Annotated in this window: 21 protein-coding genes and 2 pseudogenes; 16 read left to right on the top strand and 7 right to left on the bottom strand. The window is 71.0% G+C overall.

Annotated elements, in window-relative coordinates; all coding sequences use genetic code 11:
- Positions 1-2 precede the first annotated feature (2 nt).
- Positions 3-1196, top strand: a complete 1194-nt coding sequence (locus AMK11_RS10710) for an RtcB family protein (protein ID WP_073725533.1) — start codon at positions 3-5, stop codon at positions 1194-1196.
- 13 nt (positions 1197-1209) lie between these two features.
- Here the strand turns inward: AMK11_RS10710 and AMK11_RS10705 are convergent, their stop codons facing one another.
- Positions 1210-1989, bottom strand: a complete 780-nt coding sequence (locus AMK11_RS10705; RefSeq protein WP_073725531.1) for an SDR family NAD(P)-dependent oxidoreductase — start codon at positions 1987-1989, stop codon at positions 1210-1212.
- Positions 1990-2039: 50 nt separating this feature from the next.
- Positions 2040-2310, bottom strand: a pseudogene (locus AMK11_RS10700) (YnfA family protein).
- 95 nt (positions 2311-2405) lie between these two features.
- Here AMK11_RS10700 and AMK11_RS10695 point away from each other — a divergent pair.
- The 5 genes from AMK11_RS10695 to AMK11_RS10675 all read left to right on the top strand — a co-directional run bounded on the left by AMK11_RS10695 (position 2406) and on the right by AMK11_RS10675 (position 6817).
- Positions 2406-3506, top strand: coding sequence for an LLM class flavin-dependent oxidoreductase (locus AMK11_RS10695; RefSeq protein ID WP_073725529.1), 1101 nt, complete (start codon positions 2406-2408; stop codon positions 3504-3506).
- Positions 3503-4117 (top strand): FMN reductase, encoded by a 615-nt coding sequence (locus tag AMK11_RS10690; protein WP_073725527.1) that lies wholly within the window; start codon positions 3503-3505, stop codon positions 4115-4117. Before AMK11_RS10695 ends, AMK11_RS10690 begins: the two co-directional genes overlap by 4 nt.
- 61 nt (positions 4118-4178) lie before the next feature.
- Positions 4179-4952: a response regulator transcription factor gene (locus AMK11_RS10685; RefSeq protein ID WP_073725525.1), complete on the top strand. Its 774-nt coding sequence runs from the start codon at positions 4179-4181 to the stop codon at positions 4950-4952.
- Complete coding sequence (locus AMK11_RS10680) at positions 4953-6380, top strand: sensor histidine kinase (protein WP_073725523.1); 1428 nt, start codon at positions 4953-4955, stop codon at positions 6378-6380.
- 149 nt (positions 6381-6529) lie between these two features.
- A complete protein-coding gene (locus tag AMK11_RS10675) occupies positions 6530-6817 on the top strand; it encodes a heavy-metal-associated domain-containing protein (protein ID WP_073725521.1) in 288 nt (95 codons plus the stop codon).
- Between the two features lie 84 nt (positions 6818-6901).
- Here AMK11_RS10675 and AMK11_RS10670 read toward each other — a convergent pair whose 3' ends face one another.
- The 3 genes from AMK11_RS10670 to AMK11_RS10660 all read right to left on the bottom strand — a co-directional run bounded on the left by AMK11_RS10670 (position 6902) and on the right by AMK11_RS10660 (position 8647).
- Complete coding sequence (locus AMK11_RS10670; protein ID WP_107429659.1) at positions 6902-7357, bottom strand: DUF4396 domain-containing protein; 456 nt, start codon at positions 7355-7357, stop codon at positions 6902-6904.
- A gap of 133 nt (positions 7358-7490) precedes the next feature.
- Positions 7491-8138: a DUF305 domain-containing protein gene (locus tag AMK11_RS10665; RefSeq protein ID WP_073725518.1), complete on the bottom strand. Its 648-nt coding sequence runs from the start codon at positions 8136-8138 to the stop codon at positions 7491-7493.
- Between the two features lie 86 nt (positions 8139-8224).
- Positions 8225-8647 carry a DUF6153 family protein gene (locus AMK11_RS10660; protein ID WP_073725767.1) on the bottom strand — a complete coding sequence of 141 codons (423 nt, stop codon included), beginning with the start codon at positions 8645-8647 and terminating at the stop codon, positions 8225-8227.
- Positions 8648-8803: 156 nt separating this feature from the next.
- Between AMK11_RS10660 and AMK11_RS10655 the strand changes: the two genes are divergently transcribed.
- Positions 8804-10081, top strand: a complete 1278-nt coding sequence (locus tag AMK11_RS10655; protein WP_073725517.1) for an APC family permease — start codon at positions 8804-8806, stop codon at positions 10079-10081.
- 6 nt (positions 10082-10087) lie between these two features.
- Here the strand turns inward: AMK11_RS10655 and AMK11_RS10650 are convergent, their stop codons facing one another.
- Positions 10088-10417: a PadR family transcriptional regulator gene (locus AMK11_RS10650; RefSeq protein WP_073725516.1), complete on the bottom strand. Its 330-nt coding sequence runs from the start codon at positions 10415-10417 to the stop codon at positions 10088-10090.
- A 275-nt stretch (positions 10418-10692) separates the two neighbouring features.
- Here AMK11_RS10650 and AMK11_RS10645 point away from each other — a divergent pair, with 275 nt between their 5' ends.
- From AMK11_RS10645 to AMK11_RS10620, 6 genes are all read left to right on the top strand, one after another.
- The gene (locus AMK11_RS10645; RefSeq protein WP_241846934.1) at positions 10693-11196 is read left to right on the top strand and encodes a fluoride efflux transporter FluC; all 504 of its coding nucleotides are present in this window, start codon (positions 10693-10695) and stop codon (positions 11194-11196) included.
- Positions 11193-11567, top strand: a complete 375-nt coding sequence (crcB, locus tag AMK11_RS10640; RefSeq protein WP_073725514.1) for a fluoride efflux transporter CrcB — start codon at positions 11193-11195, stop codon at positions 11565-11567. The genes AMK11_RS10645 and crcB overlap by 4 nt, the downstream gene beginning before the upstream one ends.
- 245 nt (positions 11568-11812) lie before the next feature.
- Positions 11813-11902 (top strand): K(+)-transporting ATPase subunit F, encoded by a 90-nt coding sequence (gene kdpF, locus AMK11_RS10635; protein ID WP_073725512.1) that lies wholly within the window; start codon positions 11813-11815, stop codon positions 11900-11902.
- A gap of 7 nt (positions 11903-11909) precedes the next feature.
- Positions 11910-13625 (top strand): potassium-transporting ATPase subunit KdpA, encoded by a 1716-nt coding sequence (gene kdpA, locus AMK11_RS10630; protein WP_073725510.1) that lies wholly within the window; start codon positions 11910-11912, stop codon positions 13623-13625.
- Complete coding sequence (kdpB, locus tag AMK11_RS10625) at positions 13622-15814, top strand: potassium-transporting ATPase subunit KdpB (RefSeq protein ID WP_073725508.1); 2193 nt, start codon at positions 13622-13624, stop codon at positions 15812-15814. The genes kdpA and kdpB overlap by 4 nt, the downstream gene beginning before the upstream one ends.
- 5 nt (positions 15815-15819) lie before the next feature.
- Positions 15820-16488: a potassium-transporting ATPase subunit C gene (locus AMK11_RS10620; protein ID WP_073725506.1), complete on the top strand. Its 669-nt coding sequence runs from the start codon at positions 15820-15822 to the stop codon at positions 16486-16488.
- 39 nt (positions 16489-16527) lie between these two features.
- Here the strand turns inward: AMK11_RS10620 and AMK11_RS10615 are convergent, their stop codons facing one another.
- Positions 16528-17421: a phosphorothioated DNA-binding restriction endonuclease gene (locus AMK11_RS10615; RefSeq protein WP_073725504.1), complete on the bottom strand. Its 894-nt coding sequence runs from the start codon at positions 17419-17421 to the stop codon at positions 16528-16530.
- 38 nt (positions 17422-17459) lie between these two features.
- On the opposite strand from AMK11_RS10615, the pseudogene AMK11_RS10610 reads away from it, so the two are divergent.
- From AMK11_RS10610 to AMK11_RS10595, 3 genes and pseudogenes are all read left to right on the top strand, one after another.
- Positions 17460-17597 (top strand): annotated as a pseudogene (locus AMK11_RS10610) (flavoprotein); the annotation flags it as partial.
- Positions 17598-18078: 481 nt separating this feature from the next.
- A complete protein-coding gene (locus tag AMK11_RS10600; protein WP_073725500.1) occupies positions 18079-19479 on the top strand; it encodes a UvrD-helicase domain-containing protein in 1401 nt (466 codons plus the stop codon).
- A complete protein-coding gene (locus AMK11_RS10595) occupies positions 19476-20174 on the top strand; it encodes a DarT ssDNA thymidine ADP-ribosyltransferase family protein (protein WP_073725498.1) in 699 nt (232 codons plus the stop codon). Before AMK11_RS10600 ends, AMK11_RS10595 begins: the two co-directional genes overlap by 4 nt.
- Positions 20175-20215: the final 41 nt, after the last annotated feature.

The following is a 20215-nucleotide window of genomic DNA, read 5'->3' as shown; positions in this document are numbered from 1 at the left end:
ATATGTCGTACGTGGAGATGCCGGGCGCGAAGGTGCCGATCCGGATGTGGACCGACCCGGCGACGGTCGAGGAGGGCGCGCTCCAGCAGCTGCGCAACGTCGCGACCCTGCCGTGGATCAAGGGCCTCGCGGTCATGCCGGACGTGCACTACGGCAAGGGCGCGACGGTCGGCTCCGTGATCGCGATGCGGGGCGCGGTGTGCCCGGCGGCGGTGGGCGTGGACATCGGCTGCGGGATGTCGGCGGTGAAGACGTCCCTGACGGCGAACGATCTGCCCGGTGACCTGTCGCGGCTGCGCTCGAAGATCGAGCAGGCGATTCCGGTGGGGCGGGGGATGCACGACAGTCCCGTCGACCCGGGGCGCTTCCACGGGCTGGCGACGGGCGGGTGGGACGACTTCTGGGGGCGGTTCGACGGGGTGGCCGAAGCGGTCAAATTCCGTCACGAGCGGGCCGGGAAGCAGATGGGAACGCTCGGAAGTGGGAATCACTTTGTCGAAGTCTGCACGGATACGACCGGTTCTGTGTGGCTCATGCTTCACTCCGGCTCCCGCAACATCGGCAAGGAACTCGCCGAGCACCACATCGGCGTCGCCCAGAAGCTCCCGCACAACCAGGGCCTGATCGACCGCGACCTCGCCGTGTTCGTCGCGGACACCCCGCAGATGGCGGCGTACCGCAACGACCTCTTCTGGGCGCAGGAATACGCGAAGTACAACCGCACCCTCATGATGGCGCTCCTCAAGGACGTGGTCCGCAAGGAGTTCAAGAAGGCGAAGCCGGTCTTCGAGCAGGAGATCTCCTGCCACCACAACTACGTGGCGGAGGAGCGGTACGACGGCATGGACCTGCTGGTCACCCGCAAGGGCGCGATCCGCGCGGGATCCGGGGACTACGGCATCATCCCCGGGTCCATGGGCACGGGTTCGTACATCGTCAAGGGCCTCGGGAACGACAAGTCCTTCAACTCCGCGTCCCACGGGGCCGGCCGGCGCATGAGCCGGAACGCCGCCAAGCGCCGCTTCTCCACGAAGGACCTGGAGGAGCAGACGCGGGGGGTGGAGTGCCGCAAGGACTCCGGCGTCGTGGACGAGATCCCGGGTGCCTACAAGCCGATCGAGCAGGTCATCGACCAGCAGCGCGACCTCGTGGCGGTCGTGGCGAAGCTGAAGCAGGTCGTCTGCGTGAAGGGCTGAGGCGCGCCGCCTCCTACGATTCCCGGTGCACCTTCGTGTTCGACGCCTGGGCGCGAGGGCGGACCACCAGGAGGTCGATGTTGACGTGGGCGGGGCGGGTGACCGCCCAGGTGATGGTGTCGGCGACGTCGTCGGCGGTCAGGGGGTCCGGGACGCCGGCGTAGACCTTGGCCGCCTTGTCCTCGTCGCCGCTGAAGCGGGTGAGGGCGAACTCGTCGGTCTTGACCATGCCGGGCGCGATCTCGACGACGCGGACCGGGCGGCCGACGATCTCCAGGCGGAGGGTCTCGGCGAGGACGTGTTCGGCGTGCTTGGCGGCGACGTAGCCCGCGCCGCCCTCGTAGGTGGCGAAGCCGGCGGTGGAGGAGACGACGACGATCGTGCCGTCGCCGCTCGCCTCCAGCTTGGGCAGGAGAGCCTGGGTGAGGTTGAGGGTGCCGAGGACGTTCGTCTCGTACATGCGGCGCCAGTCGTCCGGGTCGCCGGTGGCGACGGGGTCGGCGCCGAGTGCGCCGCCCGCGTTGTTGACGAGGACGCCGACCGTCTTGAAGGCGGTGGCGAACTCGTCGACGGCCGCGCGGTCGGTGACGTCCAGCGGGTACGCCGTGGCCTTGTGGCCGGCCGCCTGGATCTCCTCGGCGAGCGCCTCGATGCGGTCCTTGCGGCGGGCGGTGAGGACGACGCGGTAGCCGGCGGCGGCGAGCTGCCGGGCCGTGGCGGCGCCGATGCCGCTGCTCGCACCGGTGACGACGGCGATGCGGGAGGCGGCGGACGGGGCGGCTGCGGTGGCCATGGGCTGCTCCTGGGTGTCAGGGACTGTACGAACGGTCGCCGCCAGCGTAGTCAGCCGTCGTTGCGGGGCGCCCACATGATCGCGGCCATCCCGGCGAGGCAGACCAGGGCCCCGGTGATGTCCCAGCGGTCGGGCCGGTAGCCGTCCGCGACCACGCCCCACAGGATGGAGCCGGCGACGAAGATCCCGCCGTACGCGGCGAGGATGCGGCCGAAGTGGGCGTCGGGCTGGAAGGTGGCGACGAAGCCGTACGCGCACCCCCTGCCAGACCAGCCAGGCGCCGCCGATCTCGAAGAGGGCGGCGGAGCGGAGGACGAGCATGGGGGCAGGCTGGCACGGGCCTGTGGAATAACGGCCGGCGGCCGACCGTTGGGCGGGTATAGTTGAACCGTCAACAAATCGGAGGTTGAGCGACCATGCAGTTCGGCATCTTCACCGTCGGCGACGTCACCCCGGACCCGACCACGGGCCGGACGCCGACCGAGCGTGAGCGCATCAAGGCCATGGTCGCCATCGCGCTGAAGGCCGAGGAGGTCGGCCTGGACGTCTTCGCGACCGGCGAGCACCACAACCCGCCCTTCGTGCCGTCGTCCCCGACCACGATGCTCGGCTACGTCGCGGCCCGCACCGAGCGGCTGATCCTGTCCACCTCCACCACCCTGATCACCACGAACGACCCGGTGAAGATCGCCGAGGACTTCGCGATGCTCCAGCACCTGGCCGACGGCCGGGTGGACCTCATGATGGGCCGCGGCAACACCGGCCCGGTGTACCCGTGGTTCGGCAAGGACATCCGGGAGGGCATCAACCTCGCCGTCGAGAACTACGCCCTGCTGCACCGCCTGTGGCGCGAGGACGTCGTGAACTGGGAGGGGAAGTTCCGTACCCCGCTCCAGGGCTTCACCTCCACGCCGCGCCCGCTGGACGGCGTCGCGCCCTTCGTCTGGCACGGCTCCATCCGCTCGCCCGAGATCGCCGAGCAGGCCGCCTACTACGGGGACGGCTTCTTCCACAACAACATCTTCTGGCCCGCCGACCACACCAAGCGCATGATCGAGCTGTACCGCAACCGCTACGCCCACTACGGGCACGGCACCCCCGAGCAGGCGATCGTCGGCCTCGGCGGACAGGTGTTCATGCGGAGGAACAGCCAGGACGCGGTGCGCGAGTTCCGGCCGTACTTCGACGTCGCGCCGGTCTACGGGCACGGGCCGTCGCTGGAGGACTTCACCGCGCAGACGCCGCTGACGGTGGGCTCCCCGCAGCAGGTGATCGAGAAGACGCTCGCCTTCCGCGACTACGCCGGTGACTACCAGCGCCAGCTGTTCCTGATGGACCACGCCGGGCTGCCCCTGAAGACCGTCCTGGAGCAGCTCGACCTGCTCGGCGAGGAGGTCGTGCCGGTGCTGCGCAAGGAGTTCGCCAAGGACCGTCCGGCCGCCGTGCCGGACGCGCCGACGCACACGTCCCTGCTGGCCGCCGCCCGCAGGGAGCGCGAGGAAGGAGTGCGGGCATGAAGCTCGTCGTCGTCTCGGCGGGACTGAGCGTCCCGTCCTCCACCCGGCTGCTCGCCGACCGCCTGGCCGCCACCACCGCCGAGCGGACACCGGCCGAGGTCCAGGTGGTCGAGCTGCGCGACCTCGCCGTCGAGATCGCGCACACCTTCACCAGCGGCTTCCCGGGCCCGGATCTCGCCGCCGCCTTCGGCGCGGTCGCGGCGGCCGACGGCCTGATCGTCGTCACGCCGGTGTTCTCGGCGTCGTACAGCGGGCTGTTCAAGTCGTTCTTCGACGCGCTGAGCGTCACCGACGAGAACGCCCTCGCCGGGAAACCGGTCCTGATCGGCGCGACCGGCGGCACGGCCCGGCACTCACTGGTCCTGGACCACGCCCTGCGCCCGCTCTTCGCCTACCTCAAGGCCGTCGTCGTCCCGACCGGCGTGTACGCCGCCTCGGAGGACTGGGGCGCCGAGGGGCTGGACGGGCGGATCGAGCGGGCGGCCGGCGAGCTGGCCGCGCTGATGGCCGGGCTGTCGTCGGCCTCGCGACCGGACGGGAAGCCGGCGGACGACGCCTTCGAGGTCGTGCCCTTCGAGCAACGGCTCGCGGCGCTGCGGCCCACTGGGTGAGAGCTCGGTAAGAAGCCCGGCCGTCCGGTCACGGGCCCGGTCGCCTTGGCAGACTGGACGGGTGCCCCGGACTGTTCTGCTCGCCGAAGACGACCGCGCGATCCGGCACGCCCTGGAGCGCGCCCTGACCCTGGAGGGCTACCGGGTCACCGCGGTCGCCGACGGCACCGAGGCGCTGGCGCAGGCCCACAGCGGCCGGCCGGACGTGCTCGTGCTGGACGTGATGATGCCGGGCGTCGACGGCCTCCAGGTCTGCCGGGAGCTGCGTGCCGAGGGCGACCCGACGCCGATCCTGATGCTGACGGCGCTGGTGGAGACCGCCGACCGGATCGCGGGCCTGGACGCGGGCGCCGACGACTACGTGGTGAAGCCCTTCGACGTCGAGGAGGTCTTCGCCCGGCTGCGCGCCCTGCTGCGGCGTACGGACCGGGAGGACCGGGAGGAGAAGGGGGACAGGGGCGACAGGGGGGACGGGGAGGGCGCGGGCACGGCTCCCCCGGCCGCGGACGGGCCACAGGAGCCGGACGCCGCCGCCCGGTACCTGGAGGCGGCCGGGCTGCGCATGGACCCGCGGGCCCGCCGCGCCTGGCGGGACGGGCGCGAGCTGGAGCTGACCCGCACCGAGTTCGAGCTGCTGGAGCTGCTGGTGCGCAACGCGGGCGTCGTCCTCGACCACTCCACGATCTACGACCGCATCTGGGGCTACGACTTCGGGCCCGGCTCCAAGAACCTCGCCGTCTACGTCGGCTACCTGCGCCGCAAGCTCGACCAGCCGGGCGCGCCGCAGCCGATCCAGACCGTGCGCGGGGTGGGTTACGTGCTGCGGGAGGACTGAGTGGGCCCGTCCCCGCTCGGGCGCCGGCCCCGGCTGCTGTCGCTGCGGACGACGTTCGCGGTGTCCTTCGCGACGGTCACGGCCGTGGTCACTGTCCTCGTCGGGGTGCTGTCGTACAACGCGGCGGCCCGGCTGGTGCGGGTGGACCAGGAAACCGTCTTCGCGCAGGTCGTGCAGGACCTGCGGGCCGAGGTGCGCGAGCGGCGGATGTCGCCCGGCGACTTCGCCTCCTCCGCGCCGGGTCACGAGATCGTGCGCCCGGCCCGCACCGACGTGCAGGTCCTCGGGCCGGACGGTGAGATCTCCGATCCGGCCGGTCCCCGGCTGCCGGTGACCGACGCCGACCGGCGGACGGCGCACGCCGCCGTGGCCGGGCGGACGGTCGAGCACGAGGACGTCGGGGTCGGCGACGACGTCTTCCGGGTCGCGACGGTGTCGCTGGGCGGCGGCCGGGGCGCGGTGCAGGTGGCGCAGGAGTTCAGCGACACCGAGGAGCTGCTGCGGGCGTTGCAGCGCCGGACGCTGCTGCTGATGGCGGCGGTGGTGACGGCCGCCGGGCTGTTCGGCTGGTGGCTGGCGCGGCGCATCACCCGGCGGCTGGTGCTCCTGACCTCCGCCGCCGAGGACGTCGCCCGCACCCGCCGGCTGGGGGTCCAGGTGCCGGTGACCGGCCCGGACGAGGTGGGGCGCCTGGGCCGCGCCATCGACCTGATGCTGGTCCGCCTCGCGCAGTCGGAGGAGGACCAGCGGCGGCTGGTCCAGGACGCGGGGCACGAGCTGCGGACGCCGCTGACCTCGCTGCGGACCAACATCTCGCTGCTGCGCCGGATCGACGAGCTTCCGCCGGAGGCGCGCCGGGAACTGGTCGCGGACCTCGGCCAGGAGGCCCGTGAGCTGACCGACCTGGTCAACGAGCTGGTCGAGCTGGCGGCCGGGCAGTCCGCCGGGGAGCCTCCGCAGCGGGTCGACCTGGCTCGGGTCGCGCGGGACGTGGCGAGCCTGGCGCGGCGCCGTACGGGGCGGGACATCGGGGTGAGCGTCCGTGGGGAGACGGTGACGGAGGGGCGGCCCGCCATGCTGACGCGGGCGCTGTCGAACCTGGTGGAGAACGCCGCGAAGTTCGACCCGGGCGGCACCGGGCCCATCGAGGTCGCGGTCGCCGGGCCGGCCCTGGAGGGCCCGATCAGGGTGGAGGTCCGCGACCGCGGTCCGGGCATCGCCGAGGCCGACCTGACCCGGGTCTTCGACCGTTTCTACCGCGCCGCCGACGCCCGCTCCCGGGCCGGTTCCGGCCTCGGCCTGTCGATCGTGCGGGAGGTGGCGCTGGCGCACGGGGGAGCGACGTTCGCCTTCCGGCGGGACGGGGGCGGGTCGGTGATCGGGTTCACGGTGGGCGGGGGGCCCGTGGTGGGCGGGGACGGGGACTGAGGAGGGCGGGGTGCCGGGTCGTCGCCCACGCGGCTTTCACGTATACCCCCTTGGGGTATAGATTGACGGAGCGAGCCCGCATACCCCCATAGGGTACTCGGCCACCGGATCGGCCGGGTGTCCCCACCGATCACTCCCAGGAGGAAGAGATGTCCTGCTGCACCCCTGACGGCAGCTGCTCCACCACCGCCGCCACCGACACCACCGTGGCGGTCGCCGAGGGTGTCACCACCGTCTACGCCGTCTCCGGCATGACCTGCGGACACTGCGAGGCCACGCTCGGCAAGGAGATCGGCGCCCTGGACGGCGTACGGGCGGTCGAGGTCGACCGCGAGGCCGGCCGGGTCTCCGTCACCACTGAGGGGGAGCCCGACGACGCGCTCCTGGCGAAGGTCGTCGACGAGGCGGGCTACGAGCTCACCGGCCGCGCCGTCTGAGGATCTCCGTACGACGCCGGGCGGCCCCCGATGTTCCGGGGGCCGCCCGGCGGCGCGTTCGGACGGACGGCCGCGGAGGCGCCGTCAGTGGTAGGCGTGGACCACGGCGTGGCCCTTGCCGCGGCCGATCATCCACTTGTTGACCGGCGTGGTGATCAGGAACGCCACGGCGAAGCCGCCGAGCAGCGCGTACCAGAACAGCCCGTCCGACAGGTGCGCGTCCATCGCCCCCGGCGTCAGCGCGATGATGCCGTTGTCGACCAGCTCCATCACCGCGATGGACACGGTGTCGGCGGCCAGCGCCACCTTCACCGCGGCCTTCAGGGACACCCCCGCCCGCACCACCGCGAAGAGGGTGAACGAGTAGCCGAAGACGAAGGCGAGGCCGATCGCCAGGGCCATCGTCGGCACGTTGCCCCACAGCAGGGCGGTGCCGATGACCATGCCGAGGATCTCGCCGATGGCGCACCCGGTGAGGCAGTGCAGGGTCGCCCGCACCGCCGTCGCCCAGGTCGCGCCGTGCGCGTGCTGATGCTCCATGGCGTGTCCACCCCAATCGACATCTCGACCGTGGGGCCCGGGCTGGGCCCCACGGTCGGGAACCATATACCCCCACGGGGTATTCCGGTACCGGTTCCGGGTATCCGAGGGCGACGGATGGCCCGCCGGTGGATCAGCCCTTGCCGAGGAGCTGGTTCATGCGCTCGATCTCGGCGCTCTGGGACGTGATGATCTCGTCGGCCATCTTCTTGGCCGGGGCGAAGGCGCCGTCGGCCTGCTCGGCCTTCGCCATGGTGACCGCGCCTTCGTGGTGCTTGATCATCAGCTCCAGGAAGGCGGTGTCGAACGCCTCGCCCGAGGCGTCCTCGAGCCCGCTCATCTCCTGGTCCGTCATCATGCCGTCCATGGCGCCCGTGCCGTGCCCGGAGTGGTCCATGGCGGCGCCCTCGGCGGGCACCTCCTCGCCCCACGCCGTGAGCCAGCCGGACAGCGTCTTGATCTCCGGGTCCTGGGCCTTCTTGATCTCCGTGGCCAGCTTCTCGACCTCCGGCGACGCCGCCCGTCCGGGCGCGAGGTCGGCCATCTCGACGGCCTGGCGGTGGTGGGGGATCATCCCCTTCGCGAACGCCACGTCGGCGGCGTTGTGCTTGCCCTGCGAGGCCGGTGCGGACGCGGAGGCCGTCGCGCTGTGGCCGCCGTGTCCTGCGGAGCCGCCGGTGTCGCCGTCGTCGGCCCCGCCGCAGGCGGCCAGGGCGAGTGCCGCCGCTCCTGCGGCGAGGACGGCGGCGGTACGGCGTACGAGGGAACGCGTGTGCTTCATGCTGGGTGCAACTCCTTCACGCGCGCCTGCTCGCGGCGCGCGTCCGAGTGGATGTGCCTGGTGGATGCGAGGGCGTGCGGGCCGCTCTATATCCGCAGGAGCTGCAGTTCGGAGAGGTCGGGCGGACCCCGCCCGTCCTGGGGCGTTCCCGTGGCCGTCACGGCGGGGGAGGCGGCGTCGGGCGCGTCGGCCGTGGCGCCGGTCAGGGGCGGCGGCGTGTAGGCGGAGGCGGTCCCGGCGGCCGCACACGTGCCGTCGGCGTGGTCGACGTGTCCCGATCCGCCGTCCGAGTGTCCGCAGACACGGTCCGCGAGGGTCGCGGCACCGTCCGCGTGGGCCGCCATGGCGTCCGTGTGGTGTGCACCGGACGACGTTCCGGTGCCGGCGTGCGCCGTAGGCACTCCGGGAGCCAGGCCGTGCATGCCGAGCAGGCCGGCCAGTACGGCCGTCACCAGCAGCGTGAGCAGCCGCCCGGCCGGGCGGCTGATCGACGGGGTGCTCCTGGTCACGCACGTCATGCTACGGGTTCGGGTGGGAGAGGACGCGGCGGCCTCGGGCGGGGGAGCGGGGGGCGGCGGTCCCGGTCCGGCGCCGGGAGTTCACCGCCGAGTCACCCGGCTCCTATATCGTCTGCCGATATCGAGAACCGTAATCCAGGAGGGCTGATGGGCGAGTCTTCGACCGCCGCGGCGGGGACGCCGGACGAGTTGCGGCGGCGGCTGGGCGTGCCCGACGCCGTGACGATCGGGCTGGGCTCGATGATCGGCGCGGGGATCTTCGCGGCGCTCGCCCCGGCCGCCCGCGCCGCCGGCTCCGGGCTCCTGCTGGGGCTCGCGGTGGCCGCCGTGGTGGCGTACTGCAACGCCACCTCCTCCGCGCGGCTCGCCGCCCGCTACCCCGCCTCCGGCGGCACCTACGTCTACGGCCGGGAGCGGCTCGGCGACTTCTGGGGCCACCTCGCCGGCTGGGCCTTCGTCGTCGGCAAGACCGCCTCCTGCGCGGCCATGGCCCTGACCGTCGGCGCGTACGTCTGGCCCGGCCAGGCGCACGCCGTCGCCGTCGCCGCGGTGGTGGCGCTGACCGCCGTGAACTACGCCGGCGTGCAGAAGTCGGCGTGGCTGACCCGCGTGATCGTCGCCGTGGTCCTGGCGGTGCTGGCGGCGGTGGTGATCGCCTCCCTCGGCTCCGGCACGGCGGACGCCGCCCGCTGGGACGTCGGGGGCGACACCGACGCGCGCGGGGTGCTCCAGGCCGCGGGCCTGCTGTTCTTCGCGTTCGCCGGATACGCGCGCATCGCCACCCTGGGCGAGGAGGTCCGCGACCCGGCCCGCACCATCCCCCGCGCCGTTCCGCTCGCCCTGGGCATGGCGCTCGCCGTGTACGTCCTCGTGGCGCTCGCCGTCCTGTCGGTGCTCGGCCCCGAGGGGCTGGCCGAGGCCACCGCGCCGCTGTCGGACGCGGTGCGGGCCGCGGGCGCCGACTGGCTGTCGCCGGTGGTCCGGGCCGGGGCGGCGGTGGCCGCGCTCGGCTCGTTGCTGGCGCTGATCCTCGGCGTCTCCCGCACCACCCTGGCCATGGCCCGCGACCGGCATCTTCCGCACGGCCTGGCCGCCGTCCACCCGCGGTACAAGGTGCCGCACCGGGCCGAACTGCTCGTGGGCGCCGTGGTGGCCGTGCTCGCCGCGACGGCGGACCTGCGCGGGGCGATCGGCTTCTCGTCGTTCGCGGTCCTGGCGTACTACGCCGTGGCCAACGCCTCCGCCTGGACGCTGACACCCGCGGAGGGCCGCCCGCCGCGCCTGGTCCCGGTGGCCGGGTTCGCGGGCTGCCTGCTGCTGGCGTTCACCCTGCCGGCCTCCTCCGTGATCTCCGGGGCAGCCGTGCTCGCCGTCGGCGTCATCGCGTACGGCATCCGCCGGGCACTCGCCTCCCGCGACGCGTAGCCGAAGTCACGTTCCTGGTGAAGGCTCAGGGCGATGCCGCTCGTCGCCGAGCACCTCGCGGGCCAGTTCCTCCAGGGCCCTGCGGTCCTCGGCGAGGGCCGCCTTCCCCGCCTCGGTCGCCCGGTAGACGCGGCGCGTGCGGCCGTCCACCACGCGCTGCTCGGAGGCGAGCAGCCCGTCCGCCTCCAGGCGGTGCAGCGTCGGATAGAGGGTGCCGGGGCTGATCCGGTACCCGTGCCGGGCCAGTTCCGCGGTCATCCAGGCACCGTGGATCTCCTCCTGGGCCGCGTGGTGCAGGATGTGCAGCCGCACCGCGCCCCGCTGGAACTCCCGCACCCGGTCCACCTCCGACAGTGACGCAACCGATATCGGCCGTCGAGTCTACGAGTCCCGTCCCGGACGGTCCGGGACAGGACTCGTAGCGGGACCGGGGCGCCACTCGCGCCGGCGCCGCTGGGCTACCCTGGGCGGCAGCGGCCTGCCCCGTCCGGGTGGCCGCGCGGCGGTGGGGCTCGCCGTACCCGAACCGCGGCACCGACGCCGCCAACAGTCCCTACTGGTGACCAGGACCGTCCGCATGCCCGGGCGGCCGCACGAGTAGGAGACCCGCGTTGCGGAACACCCCGCGCAAGCCACCGCCGGTGGGCCCCGAGGGCCGCGAGCCCATCGACCCGGACGTCGACCTGTCGGTGCCCGCCCAGCGGCGCGAGCTCGCCGGCGGACAGGCGCCCGTCCTCCTTGCGGTCGCGGCCGGCGGTGCCCTGGGCGCCACGGCCCGCTACGCCGCCTCGCTGCTGTGGCCCACCGCGCCCGGCGCCTTCCCCTGGACCACCCTGCTGGTCAACGCGGCCGGCTGCGCGGTGATCGGCGTCTTCATGGTGCTCGTCACCGACGTGTGGTGCGCGCACCGCCTGCTGCGCCCGTTCTTCGGCACCGGCGTCCTGGGCGGCTTCACCACCTTCTCCACCTACGCCGTCGGCATCCAGCGCCTGCTCCAAGGCGGCGATCCCGGCACCGCCCTCGCCTACCTGGCCGCCACCGTGTCGGCCGCCCTCGCCGGCGTGTGGTGCGCCGCGAGCCTCACCCGACGCCTGATCCCCGGGAGGCGCAAGTGAACTGGCTGCTCGTCGTGACCGGCGCCATGGTCGGTGCGCCCCTGCGGTATCTGACCGACCGCGCGGTCCAGGCCCGGCACGGCACCCTCTTCCCCTGGGGCACCTTCACCGTCAACGTCGTCGGCTGCCTGGTCCTCGGCACGCTCACCGGCGCGGCCGCCCACGGCGCCGCCTCGGACTCGGTGCGGCTGCTGGTCGGTACCGGGTTCTGCGGAGCGCTGACCACCTACTCCACCTTCTCCTACGAGACGCTGCGGCTGGCCGAGACCGGGGCGCGGCTCCTGGCCGCCGCCAACGTCGTCGCCGGTGTCACCGCCGGCCTGGGCGCGGCCTTCCTCGGCGCCGCGATCGCGGACGGGGTCTGGGGCTGACCGGAGCACGGGAGCCCGCGCATCGCGTGTTCACCGGCGCCGTAAGAGATGCATCAAAGCCGCTCGGGCCGCCGTAAGGAAGCCATCAACGGCGGCCGAATCGGGTCGTACCGGGGGTCTCATCTCGTTGTCAGACTCTCGTTCGAACCTCACTAGGAGCTCGCGATGGCCGACGTGGCCTTCGTCGTCACCACGATCGCGGTGTTCGCGCTCGTGGCTCTCGTCGCCAAGGGGGTGACGAAGCTGTGACCGCAGAGAACGTCGTCGGCCTGATCGTGGCCGTCTCCCTGCTGGGTTACCTCGTCCTCGCCCTGATCCACCCGGAGAGGTTCTGAGCACCCCATGAGCCCCGTCCTCGCCGGCGTGCTCCAGATGCTCGCCCTGCTGGCCGCGCTGGCGCTCGCCCACGTCCCCCTCGGCACCTACATGGCCCGGGTCTACTCGTCTCCCCGGCACCTGCGGGTCGAGAGGTGGATCTACAAGGGCATCGGTGCCGACCCCGACACCCGGATGCGCTGGACCGCGTACCTGCGCGGCGTCCTCGCCTTCTCCTTCGCGGGCGTCGTCTTCCTCTACCTGCTCCAGCGGCTCCAGGGCGTGCTGCCCGGCTCGCTGGGCTTCGCCTCCATCGACCCGGACCAGGCGTTCAACACCGCCGCGTCCTTCGTGGCCAACACCAACTGGCAGTCGTACTACGGCGAACAGGCCATGGGCCACGTCGTGCAGACCGCCGGGCTCGCCGTGCAGAACTTCGTCTCCGCGGCCGTCGGCATCGCCGTCGCCATCGCCCTCGTACGCGGCTTCGCCCTCCCCCACTCTCGGCTTCGCTCGAGCGGGGGGACCCCCATCCGCACCGGCGAACTGGGCAACTTCTGGGCCGACCTGGTGCGCGGCGTCGTCCGCGTCCTGGTGCCGCTCGCGGCGGTCGGCGCGGTGGTCCTGGTGGCCTGCGGCGTCATCCAGAACTTCTCCGGCATCCACGAGGTCGGTCAATTCTTGAATGAGCACAGCACCGGCGGTTCGCAGCAGTGGAACGGCGGCGCGGTCGCCTCGCAGGAGGTCATCAAGGAGCTGGGCACCAACGGCGGCGGCTACTTCAACGCCAACAGCGCCCACCCCTTCGAGAACCCCACCCCGTTCACCAACCTGTTCGAGGTCTTCCTGATCCTGCTGATCCCCGTCGCCCTCACCCGGACCTTCGGCGTCATGGTCGGTTCGGTGCGCCAGGGCTACGCGATCCTCGCGACCATGGCCACCGTCTGGGCCGGCTTCGTCGCGTTGATGATGTGGACCGAGTTCGCCCACCACGGCCCCGCCCTCCAGGCGGCCGGCGGTGCGATGGAGGGCAAGGAGCTGCGCTTCGGCATCGGCGGCTCGTCGCTCTTCGCGGTGTCCACCACCCTCACCTCCACCGGCGCGGTGGACTCCTTCCACTCCTCCTTCACCGGCCTCGGCGGTGGCATCACCATGCTCGGCATGATGCTGGGCGAGATCGCGCCCGGCGGTGTCGGGTCCGGGCTCTACGGCATGCTGATCATGGCGGTCATCGCGGTCTTCATCGCGGGGCTCATGGTCGGGCGCACCCCGGAGTACCTGGGCAAGAAGATCGGCAGCCGGGAGATCAAGTTCGCCGCCTGCTACATCCTCGTCACCCCGACGCTGGTCCTCACCTTCACCGCCGCGGCGATGGCCCTGCCCACCCCGGGCGACTCGATGACCAACACCGGCGCCCACGGCTTCTCCGAGATCCTGTACGCCTACACCTCCGCCTCGAACAACAACGGCTCGGCCTTCGCCGGTCTGAACGCCGACACCCAGTGGTTCAACACGACCCTGGGCCTGGCCATGCTGCTCGGCCGTTTCCTGCCGATGGTGTTCGTCCTGGCGCTCGCCGGCTCACTCGCCGGACAGAAGCCCGTGCCCGCCACCGCGGGCACCTTGCGCACCGAGAAACCGCTGTTCACCGGCCTGCTCGTGGGCGCGATCCTCATCATCACCGGTCTGACCTACTTCCCGGCACTCGCCCTGGGCCCGCTCGCCGAAGGGCTGGCGGCATGACCACCGACACGACCGACACCCAGAAGCACGAGGACTCCATGTCCACAGCCACGTCCACGGCCACCGGCCCCCGGGCGCCGCACGACGACACACCGGCCGGGCACAAGCCGGGGGGCCGCGTCGGCGCGGGCCTCTTCGAACCGAGGCAACTGGTCAGGTCGCTGCCCGACGCGCTGCGCAAGCTCGACCCGCGGGTGATGGTGAAGTCGCCCGTCATGTTCGTCGTCCTCGTCGGCTCCGTCCTGACCACGGTGTTCTCCTTCACCGACCCCGGCGACTGGTTCGGCTGGACCATCAGCGCCTGGCTCTGGCTGACCGTGATCTTCGCCAACCTGGCGGAGGCCGTCGCCGAGGGCCGCGGCAAGGCGCAGGCCGACACGCTGCGCAGGGCCAAGACCGACACCGTCGCCCGCCGGGCCGACGGCAGCACGGTGGCCGGCACCGAGCTGCGCGTCGGCGACCTGGTCGTCTGCGAGGCCGGCGACGTCATCCCCGGCGACGGCGACGTCGTCGAGGGCGTCGCCTCGGTCGACGAGTCGGCGATCACCGGCGAGTCCGCGCCCGTCATCCGCGAGTCCGGCGGCGACCGCAGCGCCGTCACCGGCGGCACCAAGGTGCTCTCCGACCGCATCGTCGTCCGGATCACCACCAGGCCGGGCGAGACCTTCATCGACCGGATGATCAACCTGGTCGAGGGCGCGGCCCGGCAGAAGACGCCGAACGAGGTCGCGCTGAACATCCTGCTCGCCTCGCTGACCGTCGTCTTCCTGCTGGCCTGCGCCACCCTCCCGCCCCTCGCCGACTACGCGGGCACCGAACTGACGATGCCCGTGCTGGTGGCGCTGCTGGTGTGCCTGATCCCCACCACGATCGGCGCGCTGCTCTCCGCGATCGGCATCGCGGGCATGGACCGCCTGGTGCAGCGCAACGTGCTGGCGATGTCGGGCCGCGCGGTCGAGGCCGCCGGTGACGTCTCCACGCTGCTGCTGGACAAGACCGGCACCATCACGCTCGGCAACCGGCAGGCCGCCGAGTTCGTGCCGGTGAGCGGCACCACCGCGGCCGAGGTCGCGGACGCCGCCCAGCTCTCCTCGCTGGCCGACGAGACGCCCGAGGGCCGTTCGGTGGTCGTCCTCGCCGAGGAGAAGTACGGCCTGCGCGAACGCCCACCCGTCGCCCACCACCACCCTTCTGAGGAAGCGCTTCGCGCGCCTTTCTCTTCGGGCGAAATCGTCGGCGCCGAATGGATCTCCTTCACCGCCCAGACCCGCATGTCCGGCGTCGACGTCGACGGCCGGCGCGTCCGCAAGGGCGCCGCGGGCTCCGTCATCGCCTGGGTCCGGGAGCGCGGCGGCACGGTGGCCGGGGACGCGGACACGGCCGCCGAGCGCATCTCCGCCGCGGGCGGCACGCCGCTGCTGGTAGCGGTCGAGGACGAGCGAGGCGCCCGCGTCCTCGGGGTCATCCACCTCAAGGACGTCGTCAAGCAAGGCATGCGCGAGCGGTTCGCGGAACTGCGCCGCATGGGCATCAGGACCGTCATGATCACTGGCGATAACCCCCTGACCGCGAAGGCGATAGCCGACGAGGCGGGCGTCGACGACTTCCTCGCGGAGGCCACCCCCGAGGACAAGATGGCCCTGATCAAACGGGAGCAGGCCGGCGGCAAGCTGGTCGCGATGACCGGCGACGGCACCAACGACGCGCCCGCCCTCGCGCAGGCCGACGTCGGCGTGGCGATGAACACCGGCACGTCGGCCGCCAAGGAGGCCGGCAACATGGTCGACCTCGACTCCAACCCGACCAAGCTCATCGAGATCGTCGAGATCGGCAAGCAACTCCTGATCACCCGGGGTGCCTTGACGACGTTCTCCATCGCCAACGACGTCGCCAAGTACTTCGCGATCATCCCGGCGCTGTTCGCGGCCGTCTATCCGGGCCTGGACAAGCTCAACATCATGCGGCTGTCCTCGCCGGACTCGGCGATCCTCTCCGCGGTGATCTTCAACGCGCTGATCATCGTCGCGCTGGTCCCGCTCGCCCTGAAGGGGGTGCGCTACCGGCCGGTCAGCGCCGACCGGCTGCTGCGCCGCAACCTCACCGTCTACGGCCTCGGCGGGCTGATCGCCCCGTTCATCGGCATCAAGCTCATCGACCTGATCGTCTCGCTCATTCCCGGAATCGGTTGACCGCCATGAACACGTCCGTAACCAACACCGCCCGGCTGCTCGTGGCGGGCCTGCGCGCCCTTCTCGTCCTGACCGTCGTCACCGGAATCGCCTACCCCCTGCTGATCACCGGCATCGCCCAGGGCCTCTTCCCCGACCGGGCGAACGGCTCGGAGATCGAGGCCGACGGAAAGGTCGTCGGCTCCTCCCTGATCGGCCAGCAGTACAACCTCCCCCTGAAGGACGGCCAGGAGACCCCGGAACCCGACCTGAAGTGGTTCCAGGGCCGTCCGGCCAACGGCCTCGGCACCAACAGCGTCAACACCCAGTACGACCTCATCCTGTCCGGAGCCACCAACCGCTCCGCCGACAACGCGGAGCTGCTGCAGTGGGTGAAGGACGCCAAGGCCGCCGTCATCGAGGACAACTCCGTGGCCGGCTACACCGTCAACCCCTCCGACGTACCGGCCGACGCGGTGACCTCCTCCGGCTCCGGCCTGGACCCGCACATCTCTCCCGAGTACGCGGATCTCCAGGTCCACCGGGTCGCCGACCGCAACGGACTGCCCGCCGAACGCGTCCAGAAACTGGTCGACGAGCACACCGAGCCCCGCACGCTCGGCTTCATCGGCGAGCCCCGCGTGAACGTGCTGGAACTGAACGTCGCGCTGAAGGAACTCATGGCCGAGAGGTGAGAGCAGGCAGAAGGGGATTCTCCGGGATGACTCCCGAGGTCAGGCAGCGGCGGCAGGGCGCGGTTCGCCGTGGAAGACCTGCCGCGCATGCCAGTCGCGGTGAGCCGCGGCGACGGGACGCGAGCCGGGCTGCGGTCCGATGAGCGGGCGGCCCGCGAGGGCTATGACGTGCTCGCGGGCGGCGGGGCTGTGGCCGACGAAGCGCTGCGAGACCAGGATGCGCCGGTCGCCTCCCACGCCGAGGACGCCCTTGTCGAAGAGCTTGTGGTGCAGCGAGCACAGGCACAGCCCGTTCTCGGTCTCGTCGGGTCCGCCGAACGCCCACCACCGCACGTGGGCGGCCTCCAGCCCGACCGGCACCGCGCCGATCCTCCCGTCGTATCCGCAGAAGGCGCACCGGTACTCGTAGGCGGTCAGGACCAGCTCCCGCATCCGCGGGTCCCGCTGTCTGCGTACCGCCGAGAGCCGTTCACCCGCCCCCGGCTCCAGCTCCAGGCCGACGGCTTCGCACAGTTCTCCGTGCAGGGAGGGCGGGAAGTGCAGGTCGAGCAGCAGTCGCGTGATCCTGCCGAGCAGGTCCGGCTCACGTCGCAGCGCCGCTCGCAGATCCGGCGCGAGCCGCCCGGTGGCGCCCGTCTCCCGGAGGTCCCGCACCCCGCTGCCGGGGCTGCCCGGTCCGCGATCGGTGCGGACTTCCCATACTCCGTCGCTGACCAGGTGGTGGAAGGGATAGGCGGGTGTGGTCTTGTTCGGCGGCCCGTACTCGACCAGCAGACCCTGCAAGTCCCGCTCCACCGCGGTGTACCGCAGGCCGCCGTCGGCATCGTCCTGGAACCGGCCGAGGGCGTACAGGAGCAGCAGCGGCTTGTGCGGAGCGCGGGTGCCGCTCCTGGTCCACTGCCGCAACTTCGCGATCCGCTCCAGCCAGTCCATGGCGGCTGATCGTATACGGACCGGCCCAACCTCCCCGCGTCCTGTGCGAAGCACCCGCCATGGACGTCCTGGTCAGTTCCTACAAGCCTCACCGGCCGAAGTCGGGCGGCGGGGCCGACCGCTACCGGTGGGAGGACGTGCTGGAGCTGCTCGCCCCCGGGCTGTCCGCGCGGTAGCGATCAGCCCCCCGCAAGAACCCCCCGCTCAGGGCCACACCAGGCAATACGGCTGATGCCCCGCCTCATGCAGCCGATGGCTGAAGTCCTGCCACTCGTGCAGCGATTGAAGGCGGCGGGGCGTTGACCTGGGTATTTTCGATAAAATCCGCGTTGACCTGCGGAAAGTCGTCCCGGTAGTTCTCGCGGGTTAACGCCGTTTCCTGGGCTCATGTGCCCTGGATGTGCCCTCGAAAGTGATCGGCTGTCCACGGGGCAGGTGCCGCGGTGTGGCTTGCGGGGCGGCAGTCCGCGGTCGTCAGCAGCCCGCGCGAGGGCTGGACGAAGCTATGCACCACCCCCCGGGCCAAGCTGCCTAATCGCCGAGGGCGCGAGCTCCAGCGGAGAGGGCTGCGGCTTCGTCGGTTGGTGGAGGCCCAGTTGAGGGACCGGTCCGTGGATCATCTGTACCAAGTGGCCATGGACGCGTCATAATGGCGCGATGGGGCTTTCGTTACCTGACCCGAAGGGTCACCAGCGGGACGTCGTCTTCCTGAACGAACGCGGTCACTGCGTCGTTCTGGGCACGGCGGGCAGCGGCAAGACGACGATGGCGGTCCATCGGGCTCATTATCTGGCCACGGCCCCGGGTATCGGAGGCCGCACGCTGTTGGTCACCTTCAACAAGGCTCTCGTAACCTACCTCAGGGGAATGAGCGCCGCGTCTACGAACCTGCAGATCGAGACCTACCACACCTTCGCGCGTGGCTATCTCGCGCATCGCACCAAAGCGCCGGTGCGCATATGCAAGTCCAAGAAGCAAATGGTTGAGCGGGCGCTGGGGGAGGCTCGTGAGCGCCATCCCTCCCGGGCCGTGATTCACCGTCCGCTCGATTTCTTCCTGGATGAGCTGCATTGGATGGTCGGGCACGGCATAGTCGACCAGCAGACGTATGTGGAAGGCCGTGCTCGTCGGGTTGGCCGGGGCAGGCCACTTCAGCAACCCGATCGTGAAGTCGTCTTCGAGGTCTACCAACGGTACGTACAGTTGCGTGCCGAAGCCGGGTACGAGTACGACTTCGACAACATGGCGTCGACGGTCCTGGGCGCCCTGAAGGTTGATCCCACCAAGCGGCTTTACCGGCATGTCGTCGTCGATGAGGGCCAGGATTTTACACCCGAGATGATTCGAAGCCTGGCAGCGGCCATTCCTAGCGACGGATCACTGACTTTCTTCGGCGATTACGCGCAGCAGATCTACGGGAGCCGGATGTCCTGGCGTGCCCTGGGCCTTCATGTGTCAAATGTCGTGGAGTTCGCCCACAACTATCGCAACAGCCGTCAGGTCGCCCAACTCGCCCAGTCCCTTTCGGATATGCCGCACTTCAAGGATGACGTCGATCTGGTCCAGCCGACCGGTGCGGCGGCCGACGGCCCGAAACCCACCATCCTGGAGACCGCGGGCAAGGAAGAACAGCTCGTTCAGGCGGCGAGCAACGCCCTGGCGCTGGGCGCGGACCGCCAGGTCGCCATTCTTATGCGCACCCGGGTCCACGAGGACAAACTCAGATCTCTCCTCGACCGAGGTCGTGTCCCCATTCACCGCCTGCACCGTGAGCTTGCGCGGTGGACGGACGAGCCGGGGGTGTTTTACGGGACCTACTCTGCGGCGAAGGGCTTCGAGTTCGACTCGGTGATCCTCCCATTCTGTGATGCGGACGAGCTGCCGAAACCGAGTGAGGTGGAGGCTCACGGCCTCGACGAGGCCAAGGCGCGCGAGGCCCGGCAGTTGTACGTAGCCATCACCCGGGCTCGTACAGACCTCATCATGCTGCACTCAAGCAAGCTGACCGGTCTGCTGCCGCAGGAGATGTCTGACCTGTACGTGCGGGTGAGCTTGTGAGTGACGTCCTTGAGCAGGCCCGGGCCCGCGGTATCACCCGTCTGTGCCATCTCACCAAGTCGGCCAACCTGTCCCATATCCTCGAAACCCGGCAGATACGTCCCGTGGCCACCCTGCAGACAGCTGCGGACGCCTTTCGGCCTGCCGATACCCAGCGCCTGGACGGCGCACTGGAGTTCACCTTCCTGAGCGTGGAGTATCCGAACACCTGGTACCTGGCCCAGGCAGCGAGCCGGGACCGCCATTTTCAGGACTGGGTGGTTCTCACGCTGGACGTCGACCTGCTCGCCACTTCCGGCGCACGCTTCTGTCCCTACAACTCCGCACGAGACAGGAGCGCCGGCGCCCGGCTGGGTGCCGACGGCTTCAATGCCATGTTCGCGCCCACGGTGACCGGCAAGGTGACTCTGCGGCGAGAAAGTGGGCACCCGTCTTGGTGGCCTACGGACGACCAGGCAGAGATACAGATACCCGGGATCATCCCACTGTCCGCCGTACGTTCTGTCATCGTCCGGGACGAGAAGCAGGCAGAGCTGGAGCACTTCAGACATGCCCAGTTCGGGATGGCGGTTCTGCTGCCACCTCTGGTTGTCGCTCCCATGCTCTTCGACAAGTACGTCCTGAGCCGCTCGGTGCGCTCCGGCAATCGGCCACCGGAGAGCCCGTACATCCCCCGAACAACTCTGGCAGAGTGAACACGTGAACGCTGAGCTTCACCCATGGACCGACAGAGCCT

The organism is Streptomyces sp. CB02414, from assembly GCF_001905385.1.
Taxonomy (GTDB): domain Bacteria; phylum Actinomycetota; class Actinomycetes; order Streptomycetales; family Streptomycetaceae; genus Streptomyces.
This window is presented reverse-complemented; position numbering and strand designations above follow the sequence as displayed.

Bases quoted from the DNA above. Each gene is read 5' to 3' on its own strand.
- AMK11_RS10710 (WP_073725533.1), top strand. From the start codon at position 3: ATGTCGTACGTGGAGATGCCGGGCGCGAAGGTGCCGATCCGGATGTGG.
- AMK11_RS10705 (WP_073725531.1), bottom strand. From the start codon at position 1,989: ATGGCCACCGCAGCCGCCCCGTCCGCCGCCTCCCGCATCGCCGTCGTC.
- AMK11_RS10695 (WP_073725529.1), top strand. From the start codon at position 2,406: ATGCAGTTCGGCATCTTCACCGTCGGCGACGTCACCCCGGACCCGACC.
- AMK11_RS10690 (WP_073725527.1), top strand. From the start codon at position 3,503: ATGAAGCTCGTCGTCGTCTCGGCGGGACTGAGCGTCCCGTCCTCCACC.
- AMK11_RS10675 (WP_073725521.1), top strand. From the start codon at position 6,530: ATGTCCTGCTGCACCCCTGACGGCAGCTGCTCCACCACCGCCGCCACC.
- AMK11_RS10670 (WP_107429659.1), bottom strand. From the start codon at position 7,357: ATGGAGCATCAGCACGCGCACGGCGCGACCTGGGCGACGGCGGTGCGG.
- AMK11_RS10665 (WP_073725518.1), bottom strand. From the start codon at position 8,138: ATGAAGCACACGCGTTCCCTCGTACGCCGTACCGCCGCCGTCCTCGCC.
- AMK11_RS10655 (WP_073725517.1), top strand. From the start codon at position 8,804: ATGGGCGAGTCTTCGACCGCCGCGGCGGGGACGCCGGACGAGTTGCGG.
- kdpA (WP_073725510.1), top strand. From the start codon at position 11,910: ATGAGCCCCGTCCTCGCCGGCGTGCTCCAGATGCTCGCCCTGCTGGCC.
- kdpB (WP_073725508.1), top strand. From the start codon at position 13,622: ATGACCACCGACACGACCGACACCCAGAAGCACGAGGACTCCATGTCC.
- AMK11_RS10620 (WP_073725506.1), top strand. From the start codon at position 15,820: ATGAACACGTCCGTAACCAACACCGCCCGGCTGCTCGTGGCGGGCCTG.
- AMK11_RS10615 (WP_073725504.1), bottom strand. From the start codon at position 17,421: ATGGACTGGCTGGAGCGGATCGCGAAGTTGCGGCAGTGGACCAGGAGC.
- AMK11_RS10600 (WP_073725500.1), top strand. From the start codon at position 18,079: ATGGGGCTTTCGTTACCTGACCCGAAGGGTCACCAGCGGGACGTCGTC.